The 13254-nt window shown below is 35.9% G+C and carries 12 protein-coding genes; 6 read left to right on the top strand and 6 right to left on the bottom strand.

The window, feature by feature from the left end; genetic code table 11:
* Positions 1 to 16: 16 nt before the first annotated feature.
* Positions 17 to 718, bottom strand: coding sequence for a YggS family pyridoxal phosphate-dependent enzyme (locus AC5LXV_RS12515; RefSeq protein WP_493466632.1), 702 nt, complete (start codon positions 716 to 718; stop codon positions 17 to 19).
* A 36-nt stretch (positions 719 to 754) separates the two neighbouring features.
* On the opposite strand from AC5LXV_RS12515, the gene AC5LXV_RS12510 reads away from it, so the two are divergent.
* The 4 genes from AC5LXV_RS12510 to AC5LXV_RS12495 all read left to right on the top strand — a co-directional run bounded on the left by AC5LXV_RS12510 (position 755) and on the right by AC5LXV_RS12495 (position 3557).
* Positions 755 to 1693: a type IV pilus twitching motility protein PilT gene (locus tag AC5LXV_RS12510; protein WP_493466631.1), complete on the top strand. Its 939-nt coding sequence runs from the start codon at positions 755 to 757 to the stop codon at positions 1691 to 1693.
* Between the two features lie 115 nt (positions 1694 to 1808).
* Positions 1809 to 2618, top strand: a complete 810-nt coding sequence (gene proC / locus AC5LXV_RS12505; RefSeq protein ID WP_110433101.1) for a pyrroline-5-carboxylate reductase — start codon at positions 1809 to 1811, stop codon at positions 2616 to 2618.
* Between the two features lie 294 nt (positions 2619 to 2912).
* A complete protein-coding gene (gene cspE / locus AC5LXV_RS12500) occupies positions 2913 to 3122 on the top strand; it encodes a transcription antiterminator/RNA stability regulator CspE (protein WP_110433102.1) in 210 nt (69 codons plus the stop codon).
* 156 nt (positions 3123 to 3278) lie between these two features.
* Positions 3279 to 3557 (top strand): DUF5339 domain-containing protein, encoded by a 279-nt coding sequence (locus AC5LXV_RS12495; RefSeq protein WP_493466630.1) that lies wholly within the window; start codon positions 3279 to 3281, stop codon positions 3555 to 3557.
* A 44-nt stretch (positions 3558 to 3601) separates the two neighbouring features.
* Here AC5LXV_RS12495 and AC5LXV_RS12490 read toward each other — a convergent pair whose 3' ends face one another.
* From AC5LXV_RS12490 to AC5LXV_RS12480, 3 genes are all read right to left on the bottom strand, one after another.
* Positions 3602 to 4087 carry a thermonuclease family protein gene (locus AC5LXV_RS12490; protein ID WP_493445018.1) on the bottom strand — a complete coding sequence of 162 codons (486 nt, stop codon included), beginning with the start codon at positions 4085 to 4087 and terminating at the stop codon, positions 3602 to 3604.
* A gap of 93 nt (positions 4088 to 4180) precedes the next feature.
* Entirely contained in the window at positions 4181 to 4705 is a 525-nt protein-coding gene (gene fabA, locus AC5LXV_RS12485; protein ID WP_110423066.1) for a bifunctional 3-hydroxydecanoyl-ACP dehydratase/trans-2-decenoyl-ACP isomerase, read from the bottom strand.
* Between the two features lie 138 nt (positions 4706 to 4843).
* A complete protein-coding gene (locus AC5LXV_RS12480; RefSeq protein ID WP_493466629.1) occupies positions 4844 to 6619 on the bottom strand; it encodes an AAA family ATPase in 1776 nt (591 codons plus the stop codon).
* A gap of 191 nt (positions 6620 to 6810) precedes the next feature.
* Here AC5LXV_RS12480 and AC5LXV_RS12475 point away from each other — a divergent pair, with 191 nt between their 5' ends.
* A complete protein-coding gene (locus tag AC5LXV_RS12475; RefSeq protein ID WP_493466628.1) occupies positions 6811 to 8583 on the top strand; it encodes a DUF3413 domain-containing protein in 1773 nt (590 codons plus the stop codon).
* A gap of 27 nt (positions 8584 to 8610) precedes the next feature.
* On the opposite strand, the gene lipA is transcribed toward AC5LXV_RS12475, so the two are convergent.
* Together lipA and lipB are read right to left on the bottom strand one after the other, a co-directional pair.
* Positions 8611 to 9570, bottom strand: coding sequence for a lipoyl synthase (gene lipA, locus AC5LXV_RS12470; RefSeq protein ID WP_493466627.1), 960 nt, complete (start codon positions 9568 to 9570; stop codon positions 8611 to 8613).
* Between the two features lie 10 nt (positions 9571 to 9580).
* Positions 9581 to 10201, bottom strand: a complete 621-nt coding sequence (gene lipB / locus AC5LXV_RS12465) for a lipoyl(octanoyl) transferase LipB (RefSeq protein ID WP_493466626.1) — start codon at positions 10199 to 10201, stop codon at positions 9581 to 9583.
* A 376-nt stretch (positions 10202 to 10577) separates the two neighbouring features.
* Between lipB and aceE the strand changes: the two genes are divergently transcribed.
* The gene (gene aceE / locus AC5LXV_RS12460) at positions 10578 to 13244 is read left to right on the top strand and encodes a pyruvate dehydrogenase (acetyl-transferring), homodimeric type (RefSeq protein ID WP_493445014.1); all 2667 of its coding nucleotides are present in this window, start codon (positions 10578 to 10580) and stop codon (positions 13242 to 13244) included.
* Positions 13245 to 13254: the final 10 nt, after the last annotated feature.

Raw genomic sequence — 13254 nt, 5'->3', positions numbered from 1 at the left:
TATACTTGGCAATATATCATACATATTGCCGTGCACCAAAGATTGCGCTACCAATACGAACCATTGTGCTACCTGCAACAATAGCTGCAGGCATATCGCCTGACATGCCCATTGATAGTGTATCTAAAAAAGGATAATCTGTTTTCAACGACGCTAATAGCTCAGACATCTGCTTGAATACCTCAAGTTGTTTGGTAAAATCATTTTCAATTTCAGGAATAGCCATTAAGCCGCGTAGTCGTAAATTGGGTAATGTAATAATCTGGTTTATCAAATCCGCGACTTCATCTGCTTGAACTCCCGATTTACTTTGTTCATTGCTAATATTTACCTGAATAAGCACATTTAATTTATCCATATTCGCTGGGCGCTGCGCATCCAGACGTTGGGCAATTTTAAAACGGTCAATGGTATGCATCCAATCAAAATTTTCTGCCACTAATCTGCTTTTGTTTGATTGAAGAGGGCCGATAAAATGCCAAGTAATCGGGGTATCAGGCATATTTTGTTTAAAGTAGGCAATCTTCTCAACACCTTCTTGAACATAATTTTCACCAAAAGATAATTGACCAGCATCAATTGCCTGAGCGATTAAGGTTACCGGTTTGGTTTTACTAACTGCAATAAGCTCAATTGTATTGGGATCTCGATCGCAATCTAAAGCAATTTTGTGTATTTCATTTTTAATCGTAATTAAATTGTCATGTACTGTATTCATATTAATTCCCAATAAAAAAATGGATAGTGACCTAAAATGATAAATTCAATGTTGGCTTTTAGTGTAACGCAAAAAGCTTCTGATTTGCATCTTTCAAGTGGCGAAAAACCTTGTATTCGCGTTAATGGTGACCTAAAACGCCTCTCCGCGGATAAATTGTTACCCCAGAAACTTAAAATTGATTTATTTAATCTATTAAATATGGAGCAAAAAGCAATATTGCAACAGCATCAGCAGATTGATTTTGCATATCATCTTGAGGATATTGGTCGTTTTCGTGTAAATATTTTTTATCAACAACGCGGTATCTCAGCAGTATTTCGAATAATCAAACAACAGATACCTAGCTTAAATGAGATTGAGGCACCCAACGTATTAAATGAACTCGCAAAAGCAGAATCAGGCATTATTTTAGTGACGGGTGCAACAGGTAGCGGTAAATCGACAACTTTAGCTGCTTTAATTCAATATATCAATCAAACCCAAGCTAAACACATTATCACCTTAGAAGATCCTATAGAGTTCATTTATCAAAACGATAAATCACTTATCCAACAACGAGAACTTAACCACTTTGGTAATGCAATCGACAGCATATTAAGACAAGATCCAGATATTATTCTACTAGGTGAATTACGTAACCAACACACCATCCAAGCGGCATTAACTATTGCTGAAACAGGGCATTTAGTTCTGGCTACATTACATACCAGTTCAGCCATACAAACTATTAATCGTGTTATTGATGTATTTGATGAGGGATCTCAAGGGGTAATTCGTAACCAACTCTCAAATAGTTTAAAAGCCATCATCTGTCAAAAATTGATTCCTTTTAATGAAAGTCGTAAAGCGATATATGAAGTTTTAATCAACACTTCTGCTGTCAGTAATTTAATTAGTGAAGGCAAAACCAAGCAAATATTATCCATAATGCAAACAGGAAAACAATATGGTATGCAACTGATGACTAATTAATTTATAACGTTATCGTGAAAAAATCACAGCTTGCCAAGCTAAATAAATTTTTAAGTTTTATTTTAAAATTTATTCTATAATCTTTAGCGTATTTTATTTATAAAGGGATAAACAAATGGAACAGCGTATAGGTTTTATCGGTATAGGTAATATGGGTAACGCCATATTACAAGGTATTTTGGCAAGTAATATTGTGCCTGGAACGCAGATTTACGTTTATGATCCTCAACTTGACAAAGGCCAGGCACTCAATCAGTCTTACTCCATAAATAATTTAGAATCCGCAAGAGATGTTGCTCGAGAATCAGATATTGTTTTTATCGCTGTTAAGCCAAACATTATTGTAGATGTATTAAACGATATTCAAAAAGAGCTAAAAAAGAATACCATTGTTATCTCGATTGCGGCAGGTGTAACCATTAAAACTATTGCCAAATGTGTGGGCTATGAACAAAAGATAGTCAGAGTTATGCCAAATACCCCGGCATTAGTTAATGCCGCAATGTGCTCAATAACACCAAATACTGAAGTTACGGATGAAGAGTTAACTATTGTTGAAAGCTTATTAAATTGTATTGGCGCAACAGAGATTGTACCAGAGTATTTAATTGATGCTGTTGTGGGGGCTAGTGGCTCATCTCCGGCTTTTGTGTTTATGTTTATTGAAGCTCTGGCTGATGGAGCCGTTAAAGGTGGTTTAGCTAGAAAACAAGCTTACAAATTTGCCGCGCAAGCGGTATTGGGGTCAGCTAAATTATTGCTAGAGACGGGTAAACATCCGGGTGAATTAAAAGATATGGTCTGTTCCCCAGCAGGTACGACAATTGAAGGCGTGCAAATGCTTGAGGAAAAAGGGTTTAGGGCCGCTATTCTTGATGCTGTAGAGGCAGCAATTAAAAAATCTAAAGATTTATCAGAAAAATAATAATTATTAAATATGAACAATAACAATTAGTTATTGTTCATTTAAATTTAATTTGAAAATTAAGTAAAAACATTGCTTGTGTTTATCAGCCATTTATGAGTTAATAGTCGCCAGCATATTACATGCAGATATATTTTGTAACATTTAGATTCATGCAGTTTGTAGTTTACTTTTTTCACATTTGTATTAGTTTTCTTCAGTCTTCTCTTCTCTTTGTTAATAAGTAGTCTAGGTTTTATGTTCTATAGTATCGCCCTTGTCGGCGAAGATTAATTTATTTATAGGAAGATTATTATGTCTAAAAAAACTGGTCAAGTTAAATGGTTCAATGAAAGTAAAGGTTTTGGTTTTATTTCACCGGCTGATGGCAGTAAAGATGTGTTCGTTCATTTCTCTGCAATCACTGGTAATGGCTTTAAAACTCTAGGCGAAGGTCAACAAGTTGAATTCGCTATCCAAGATAGTCCTCGTGGTCCAGCTGCGGTTGAAGTTGCAATCATCTAAATGATTACTATTATCTTATCAGTATTTAATTGCTGATAAGATGTTTCCTCCTTTATTAATAGACTTTTCACCTCCAATTTTATATCATTTCTCTTAGTGTCTAAGTTATAGACTAATTTTAAATTACCAAAATTTATACTTTTAAGGAAAGCAATAATGAAAAAAATGGCCTTTTCTATCATTCTATTAGGTTTATCTTCTGTCGCGATGGCGGATTTATCGGCATCTTGTAAAGTTTTTTTTCAACAGGTTGATAGTTTAGTTAATAACATTCCTAATGATGTCGCGACTAAACAACAAGCAGAAATGATTAAACAAAATTTAAAATTAACTAAACAACAAATTTCTGCTATGCCTAAAGAGAACCAAGAAGAAGGCTGTAAACAAGCAATAGTAGGTTTAAAGCAATACCAAGCTATTTTAAAAGCTAAATAATAAGGACTAAAAATAACGACTAAAAATAACGATTAGTTTAATCGTTATTTTTTGTTACGATTGCGAAAATCCCAAGGAGCAATTGGATATTTATCTTTCCATAACCCTTTTTGCTTCTGTTTAGCTTTTGCTTCTAGATTGACCATATTTTTATTTTTTGCAACACCTTTAACTCGATATGCCCAAGCATAGCCACTTTCCACCATTTTAGCATTAACATTGATTTTATTTAGAAAAATTGTGCCTAATGTACGTTGATAGATATCTTTTTTATTTTCTTTGACAAAAACACTTTTACCGGCGATTAATGACGCTAAGTATTTTTTTGAAGCATTACCATATGCTTGTCGACTTTCTGGAGCATCAATATCTAACAAACGAACCCGAATTTTTTGTTTTTTCGGCGTTAAAATATCAACAGTATCGCCATCAATGACTTTGACAACCTTACCATTAAAGTCAGCGTGTACTTGGTTAATTACAATAAAGAAGAGGGCAATTGAAAGGAAAAATGTTCTAAAAAAATGCATTGTAGATAATTCTTAAAATAGTAGGGTGAATATAAAAACTCCTTGCTAATTATCAGTGTTCAACTAATAGTGGGCAAGGAGTATCAAGCTATATTAATTAAATTGTGAAGTGTCTTTGAATAAACCAACTTTAAGATCAGTTGCTTCATAAATTAATTTTCCATCTACGTAAACTTCACCGTCGCCAATTCCCATGATTAACTTACGATTAATAACGCGTTTGAAATTAATTTTATAAGTAACTTTTTTATTATTTGGTAATATTTGACCTTTTAATTTTAACTCACCAACACCCAGCGCACGACCTTTACCTTTGCCGCCAATCCAACCTAAATAAAAACCGACTAATTGCCATAACGCATCAAGACCAAGGCAACCAGGCATTACTGGATCATTTTTGAAATGACATTTAAAAAACCATAAATCAGGATTAATATCTAACTCGGCTTCAACATAGCCTTTACCAAAACTACCACCGTCTTCATTCATTTCGATAACGCGATCCATCATTAGCATCAAATCTGACGGTAACGGTGGTCCATCATGACCAAATAATTCACTATTACCAGATTTAATTAGATCTGCTTTATCATACGAAGATTTACGTTCAAATGTCATAAAAAAACCTTTTATTTCGTTGTCATTATTTGATTGCTTATAAAATCATTATTTAATACAAAACAACCAATCATTCTAAACTATAAAATATTGTCGAATTATTTCATCAATCATCTCAATGAAATGTTAGTCTCAAGTTTATTGTGTATTTGTACTTTTTGCAATTTTTTTCCAGCGACTGAGCCAACCTTCATGCTTTCTATCTTGCAATAATATTGATTGCATACGGGCATGAATCAATTTATAAAGACTAATATTATTTACATCTTTATAAGGAATGCCGGTTAATAAATAGAGTGCGTCAGCGACATGTTCAACGGTCCAAATTGAAAATTTATCACTACTAATTGCATCAATAACCTCATCGCTCAAACTCAAATGGCGTTGATTGCTAGCAGGAATAATGACACCTTGCTGACCGGTTAAACCTTGGTGCTGGCAAACCGCAAAAAATCCTTCAATTTTCTCATTAACGCCACCAATAGATTGAACATGACCAAATTGGTCAACCGAACCTGTGACAGCTAATTGTTGATCGATAGGTTGATTGGATAAAGCACTAATCAGTGCACACATACCGGCCAGTGACGCACTATCGCCATCAATTTCATTATAAGATTGTTCAAATACTAAAGAGGTGGAAAATGGTAATTGATGATTAATCGCAAATTCCGACATAATAAATGCTTGCATAATCATCATTCCTTTCGAATGAATATTACCAGCAAGGTCGGTTTTTCGTTCAATATCAATCAATTCACCATCACCAAAATGGACCAGACAGCTTAAACGTGTTGGCTCGCCAATTGCCTTTGGATAACCAGGGTATTCAATAACCGACAATCCATTGATCTGGCCAACTACTTGTGACTTAGTATCAATCACAATTTGATTAGTGAAAAATTCATCATGAAAACGTTCAGTTAAATAATTTTCGCGCCATGTTTTTTGTTCAAACGCTTTGCAGACAGCTGATGCGTCAATTTCCCCATTTTCGATAAAATAAGAGGAATTTAACAGTAACGATTGAATCCACTCTATGCTAAGTGGTAGATAATATTGATCACCGGTATATCTTGTTGCCTGCTTATAAATTGTAGCAAAAGCAGATTTTGCAATTTTCGGTAAGGCTAGTTGGTGACTGATAAATTGTAAATAATTCATCCAAGCATTAAATTGCTGAGAATCAGTTATAGACAGTTCACTTTCAAATTCAGCATAAATAGATGATGAATAAAATTCAGGTTCAAATTCCTGTAATTCAGCTAAAGATAACCTGTCACCAACTAAAATAATGCGCAAATCTAACGGCATAGTCGGAATGGATAATGGTAAAGGATGTGAATCATCAGCTGAAAACCATTCAAAGGTTTGCGATACCACCATCTGTTTTAATTTAGTCCAAACAATAGGCTGAGCAAGCAGTGAACGTAAACCTAAAATTAAAACCCCACCATTAGCATGGTGAACTAAACCAGCTTGTAATTTAATCGGGTTATTTTCAGGTTGTCTTACACAACCAAAAAGCTTTTCCATATCAACTACGGTTGCCGATAAACAACTATCTTGAACAGCAAAATTATCTTGTTTACTTTTAGCTTTGCTTAAGGTGATTTTATTATCACTAAAATAGTAGCTATAACCTAAATCTGAATTTGCTAGATTGGTTTTTACAGATTGCTTCAATAAATCAAAAAAAAGCTCACTTTCTGATGCTTTTAATAGCATAAAGCGAGGACGATAATGTGCCTTACTATTTTTGCATAATAGTGACACAGCAGCAGCAACACGAGGTTGCCACGATAATAAATTGGTTAATCCATCACTGTATAAATTTGTTTGAATATCACTATTATTGATAATGTAATTTATGTCAGGTTGGACTTGTTGAGAGTTGAGTTGTTTGATTGCCAAAGTTAATGTCTTTTCTATTAGCTATATTATTGACTCGAATTATAACAAGTATCGATTACAACGCCAACAAATAACCTAAATCTGACTGCTAACAAATAAAAAAATTACAGAAAGATTTTTAAAAATCAGTTAAACTGTAAGGTAGATTCTAGTTAATTTTCCTAGGTTATTACGACTAACAACAATTAAATATGCTCAAACTCAAAAATAATCATATTAAAGACGATAAAACCTCGCAGATAGTCAGTTGGGGGCATTGGTTTACACTATTTAATATTTTAGTTGTTATTGTACTCGGTGGCCAATATTTACTTATTGCCGATTGGCCTCGAACGTTTATGGGGCGTTTTTACGCAATCATTAGTGCGATAGGCCATTTTAGTTTTCTCGCATTCATTGTTTATTTAATACTACTATTTCCACTAAGTTTTTTTATTCACTCTTCGCGCTGGCAAAGAACTATTGCAACGATTATTGCAACACTAGGAATTAGCTTATTGCTGATTGATGTTGAGGTTTTTTCGCATTTCAGAATGCATCTCAATTTATCTATCTGGCAACTCTTTACCTCGGATAAAACCTCTTTTCTAAATAGGGCATTTATTTCAATTCCATTTATCCTTTTGATAGAGATATTATTCGCTATTTGGAGTTGGAAAAAATTACGTAGCTTAAGTAAACGCAAACGTTTTGCAAGACCGGTGGTAATTGGTTTTATCCTATGTTTTATTTCATCTCACTTAATTCATATTTGGGCGGATGCTAATTTTTATCGTCCAATCACTATGCAACGCTCAAGTTTACCGCTTTCGTATCCACTCACTGCGAGGCATTTTCTTGAACGTTATGGATTTATTGAAGAGAATGGTTATCGTAATCGAGCAATTCAAGAAGGTAATCCATTTGCAATAGCCATTGAATATCCACTTGATCGAATTACTTTCGACGAAAAACGAGATAAACCTAATATTTTGATAATTGACATTAATGGTTGGAATAACCAACTATTAGCTAACAACATGCCTTGGCTTAAAGAATTCGCTGGCCAAAATATAGAGTTTACCAACCATTATGGTTCGAGTAATCAAGCCTATTTAAACAATTTTTCATTATTTTATGGGCTCGATCCTAATTATTACAATAGTATCCTCGCCGGGCATAAACCATCGGTATTATTGGAAACTGTCACTAAACAACATTATAATGTTGGTCTATTTTCTGCTAATGGTTTTTCTGAGCCGCTTTATCGTTACGCGTTATTGTCTAATTTTACCACACCGGAAGGTAAAAAAATCTCCAATAAACAAACAACGGATAATTGGATGGTATGGCATGATGAACAGAATAAATTGGAAAACCATGCTCCGCTATTTTCGGTTATTCAATATTCACTTGGTGTAAAAAACAAAAAAATTCCAATAGCTGAATTAGAGACAGAAGCGAAAAAACTTGACCAATATTTAGAGTCATTAATTGCTTATTTAAGATTATCTAATGCTTATGAAAATAGCATAATCATTATTACCGGTTCTAATAACCTAAAAATTGATGAGGCCAAAAAAGTTGCTTTACCTAGTGGTGAAATCAGCTTTAAGCGAGACACCTTAAAAGTACCATTAATCATTTCATGGCCGGGTAAAGAGGCTAAAGAAGTTAGTTATATAACTTCAGAAACGGATATTTTAAGAACATTAATGCAAGATGCATTCAATGTTACCACTCCAGCACAACAGTATAGCCAAGGACAAAATTTATTTGACCAACGAGCTCGTCAATGGATTGTAGCGGGTAGTGAAAATCAAGTTGCCGCGCTTTATGATGATAAAACCGTGGTGATTGATGCCTATGGACGTTCTAAAATTTATGATCTAAACGGCAAACAATTAAAAGCTGAAAAGATCAGCTTACCGACGTTCTTACAAATTGTTACCGAGAATCGTCGTTTTATGGTGGTGGATAATTAAGCAATAACAGCGAAAAAGAGGTGAAATTTATTTCACCTCTTTTCCCATCGCTTGCAGATCGGCATGGTAAGACGAACGCACAAATGGCCCACAAGCTGCGTGGGTAAAGCCCATTGCCAGAGCAGTCTGTTTTAACTCATTAAATTCTTCTGGTGAAACATAACGTTCTACTGGCAAATGATACTTACTTGGTTGTAAATATTGACCTAAAGTTAACATGGTTACACCATGACTACGTAAATCTTTCAAAACCTGAATAAGTTCTTCATTGGTTTCACCTAATCCCACCATTAACCCCGATTTTGTTGGAATTTCTGGATGCTGGTGTTTAAAGGCTTCAAGTAATTTTAATGATCCTTCATAACTCGCGCCAGGGCGTATCTTTTTATATAAACGAGGAATATTTTCTAGATTGTGATTAAATACATCTGGTGGATTTTCACTTAAAACCGCAACAGCTTCGTCAATGCAACCACGAAAATCGGGCGTTAAGGTTTCAATTTTGATAGTTGGACTTAATGAACGAATCTCTTGGGTACAAGAGGCAAAGTGACTGGCTCCACCATCTTTCAAATCATCACGATCAACAGAGGTGATCACCACATAACGTAATTTCATCTCTTGAATGGTTTGTGCGAGTTTACTTGGCTCTTCTCGGTCGGGTGGTAAAGGGCGACCATGAGCTACATCACAGAAAGGACATCGACGCGTACAAATATCGCCTAAGATCATAAAAGTAGCGGTACCATGATTAAAACACTCAGCCAAGTTAGGGCACGATGCTTCCTCACAAACCGAATGTAAGCCATGTTTACGCATAGTATTTTTGATATGTGTAATATTATCAGTATTTGCCGACAACTTAATTCTCATCCACTCTGGTTTTTTTAAAGGGGCAACCTCGTCTAAAGTGATAGAGGGAATAAGACGAGTTTTATCGGCATCACGATATTTTGAACTGCGGATTAAGTTTTCATTAGTTTGCATAATTCACTTCTTAATAGTTTGGTAACTGCTCAATAAAATGTTCAGTTAATAAATGATTAATTTCATGGCGGTCTATCTCAGCAATATGCTGTTTCATTTGTGTCATTTCTAATCCAGCATAGCCACATGGATTAATATAATTAAACGGTGTCAGATCCATATCGATATTAAGCGCTAATCCATGTAGCGTGCAGCCATGCTGAATATGTAATCCAAGAGAACAGATCTTCTGTTGATTGATATAAACGCCAGGGGCGTCTTGCTTTGAATAGGCGGTAATGCCATAGTGTTTTAATGTTTGAATAACACTATTTTCTAGATAATTGACGACATCACGGATCCCTATTTTACGCCTTTTTAAATCAACTAAGATATACATAATTTGCTGTCCGGGACCATGATAAGTAATTTGTCCACCTCGATCAGTTTGCACAACGGGGATAGCCGTTTGGGTGAGCAGATGCTCAGGTTTACCAACCTTGCCTTGGGTAAAAACGGCTGGATGTTCAACTAGCCAAATTTCGTCTAGCGTTTGTTTATCACGCTGTTGGGTAAAATCATGCATAGCTTGATAAGTTGACAAATAGGGCACTGTACCCAACTGTTTAATAATCACGTTGTTATTTGGCATAGTTTGCGTTTATTCAGTCTTCATTTATCAATAAATTAACAACTATATAACAGATTTTACTATAACTTGACAACCGCTAAGTATTCAAGGTATAACTCACAGGGTAATATTCTTTCCAATCTCATGAGTTAAATTGACTTATATCAAATAATTATCTATTTATCTAAATTAATGATTGAAATAGTTGATTGTTTTAATAGGAATTAACATTCTTTTCTAGACAGTAGTTTGCTTTACTTTTTAATGGAAAATGGCAGACTGATATCATTAAAGCATCCGTAATGCAAAAGTTGGAGCTTGTAATTTTAGTTATGGCGTCTGTTATAGCTAAGGATAGCAAAAACTGCATTTTTTAAAACAAAAAAGAGGTTTTTATATGTCGGACATGCAAATGAATGATATCGATCCAGTTGAAACAAAAGATTGGCTGGAAAGTTTAGATTCGATTATTCGTGAAGAAGGCGTCGAACGTGCCCAATATATTATTGAGCAAATTGTCAATAAAGCTAGAGATGGTGGCGTTCCTTTACTCTTTGGTTCTTCAACCAGTAATTATATAAACACTATCCCGGTAGAAGAACAGCCGGCTTATCCCGGTGATTGGGAAATTGAAAGACGCATCCGTTCCATTGTTCGTTGGAATGCTATTATGATGGTACTACGCGCTTCTAAAAAAGATTTAGAGCTTGGCGGTCATATGGCATCATTCCAATCGGCAGCGACATTTTATGAAGTCTGTTTTAACCATTTTTTTCGCGCACGTAATGCAAAAGACGGCGGTGATTTAATCTACTTCCAAGGTCATATTTCACCGGGTATCTACTCGCGTGCTTTTATTGAAGGTCGTTTAACTGAAGAGCAACTCGATAATTTCAGACAGGAAGTTCATGGAAAAGGCTTATCATCTTATCCTCATCCAAAATTAATGCCGGAGTTCTGGCAATTCCCAACCGTTTCAATGGGATTAGGTCCTATCAGCGCCATCTTCCAAGCTCGCTTTTTAAAATATTTAAACCATCGTGGTTTAAAAGACACCACCGAACAAACTGTTTATGCCTTCTTAGGTGATGGTGAAATGGATGAGCCAGAAGCAAAAGGTGCCATTACCGTTGCAACACGTGAAAAACTCGATAATTTAGTCTTTGTTATCAACTGTAATTTACAACGCCTTGATGGCCCAGTAACCGGTAATGGCAAAATAGTTAATGAACTTGAAGGGGTATTTGCCGGTGCAGGTTGGAACGTGATTAAAGTACTTTGGGGTGATCGCTGGGATAAATTATTGCAAAAAGATAAATCAGGTAAATTAATTCGTTTAATGAATGAAACCCTCGATGGCGATTATCAAACTTTCAAATCCAAAGATGGTGCTTATGTGCGTGAACATTTCTTTGGTAAATATCCGGAAACCGCTGAATTAGTCAAAGATATGTCTGACGCCGAAATCTTTAGACTTAACCGTGGTGGTCAAGATCCAGAAAAAATGTTTGCCGCCTTTGCCAGAGCAAAAGAGACCAAAGGTCGACCAACTGTGATTTTAGCTCACACTATTAAAGGATATGGTATGGGCGAAGCCGCAGAAGCGAAAAACATTGCCCACCAAGTCAAAAAAATGAATATGGATGGTGTTCGTCATGTTCGTGACTTCTTTAATATTCCGGTAACTGATGAAGCACTTGAAAAATTACCTTACATCAAATTTGAAGAACATACTCCAGAATACAAATATATTCATGAACGTCGTCAAGCATTACATGGTTATGTTCCTTCAAGATTAACCAAATTCTCAGGAACAGTTTCGATTCCTCCATTAAGCGAATTTGCTCCGTTACTTGAAGCTCAATCCAAAGAAATTTCAACCACTATCGCTTTTGTGCGGGCGCTTAACATCATGCTAAAAGATAAGGATTTAGCACCGCGATTAGTGCCAATTCTGGCTGATGAAGCACGTACTTTTGGTATGGAAGGTCTATTCCGCCAAATTGGTATTTATAACCCACATGGTCAACAGTATACCCCACAAGATAAAGAACAGGTTGCTTACTATCGTGAAGACGAGAAGGGACAAATTCTGCAAGAAGGTATCAATGAGTGTGGTGCAACAGCATCATGGCTAGCGGCGGCGACATCCTATAGTAATAATGATTTCCCGATGATTCCTTTCTACATTTATTACTCGATGTTTGGTTTCCAACGTGTTGGTGATTTAATGTGGGCAGCAGGCGATCAACAAGCGCGTGGCTTTATGATTGGTGGGACTTCAGGTCGGACAACATTAAACGGTGAAGGTTTACAACACCAAGATGGTCATAGCCATATCCAAGCATTAACCATTCCGAACTGTTTATCATACGATCCAGCCTATGCTTATGAAGTGGCAGTTATTATGCAAGATGGCTTACGTCGTATGTATGGTGAACAAGAAAATGTTTACTATTACATTACCACCCTTAATGAAAACTATGCCCAACCGGCAATGCCTGAAGGTGCGCAAGAGGGGATTTGTCGTGGTATCTACAAACTCGATACAGTAGAGGGGCAACAAGGGAAACCAACTGTACAATTATTAGGCTCGGGGTCAATGCTGCGACATGTTCGTGAAGCGGCGGATATTTTGGCTAAAAACTATGGTGTTAGCTCAGACGTTTACAGTGTCACTTCATTTACGCTACTGGCCCGTGATGGTCAAGATTGTGAGCGTTACAACATGTTACATCCAAGCGAACCAGCCAAAGTGCCTTATGTTGCTCAAATAATGAATAACAACCCTGCTGTTGTTTCAACTGATTATATGAAACTTTATGCCGAACAAATTCGTGGATTTGTACCAGCAGAAAGTTACCGAGTACTAGGCACCGATGGATTCGGTCGTAGTGATAGTCGGGAAAATTTACGTCATCATTTTGAAGTCGATGCATCTTATGTGGTGATTGCCGCATTAGGAGAACTAGCTAAACGTGGTGATATTCAAGCAAGTATTGTTGAAGACGCGATTAAAAAGTTCGAAATCAATGCAGACAAACTCAATCCACGTATTGCATAAGAGGTAAAAA

The sequence above is a fragment of the Gilliamella sp. LMG 34359 genome (genome assembly GCF_984569085.1).
This window is presented reverse-complemented; position numbering and strand designations above follow the sequence as displayed.

Bases quoted from the DNA above. Each gene is read 5' to 3' on its own strand.
- AC5LXV_RS12515 (WP_493466632.1), bottom strand. From the start codon at position 718: ATGAATACAGTACATGACAATTTAATTACGATTAAAAATGAAATACAC.
- AC5LXV_RS12510 (WP_493466631.1), top strand. From the start codon at position 755: ATGATAAATTCAATGTTGGCTTTTAGTGTAACGCAAAAAGCTTCTGAT.
- proC (WP_110433101.1), top strand. From the start codon at position 1,809: ATGGAACAGCGTATAGGTTTTATCGGTATAGGTAATATGGGTAACGCC.
- cspE (WP_110433102.1), top strand. From the start codon at position 2,913: ATGTCTAAAAAAACTGGTCAAGTTAAATGGTTCAATGAAAGTAAAGGT.
- AC5LXV_RS12495 (WP_493466630.1), top strand. From the start codon at position 3,279: ATGAAAAAAATGGCCTTTTCTATCATTCTATTAGGTTTATCTTCTGTC.
- AC5LXV_RS12490 (WP_493445018.1), bottom strand. From the start codon at position 4,087: ATGCATTTTTTTAGAACATTTTTCCTTTCAATTGCCCTCTTCTTTATT.
- fabA (WP_110423066.1), bottom strand. From the start codon at position 4,705: ATGACATTTGAACGTAAATCTTCGTATGATAAAGCAGATCTAATTAAA.
- AC5LXV_RS12475 (WP_493466628.1), top strand. From the start codon at position 6,811: ATGCTCAAACTCAAAAATAATCATATTAAAGACGATAAAACCTCGCAG.
- lipA (WP_493466627.1), bottom strand. From the start codon at position 9,570: ATGCAAACTAATGAAAACTTAATCCGCAGTTCAAAATATCGTGATGCC.
- lipB (WP_493466626.1), bottom strand. From the start codon at position 10,201: ATGCCAAATAACAACGTGATTATTAAACAGTTGGGTACAGTGCCCTAT.
- aceE (WP_493445014.1), top strand. From the start codon at position 10,578: ATGTCGGACATGCAAATGAATGATATCGATCCAGTTGAAACAAAAGAT.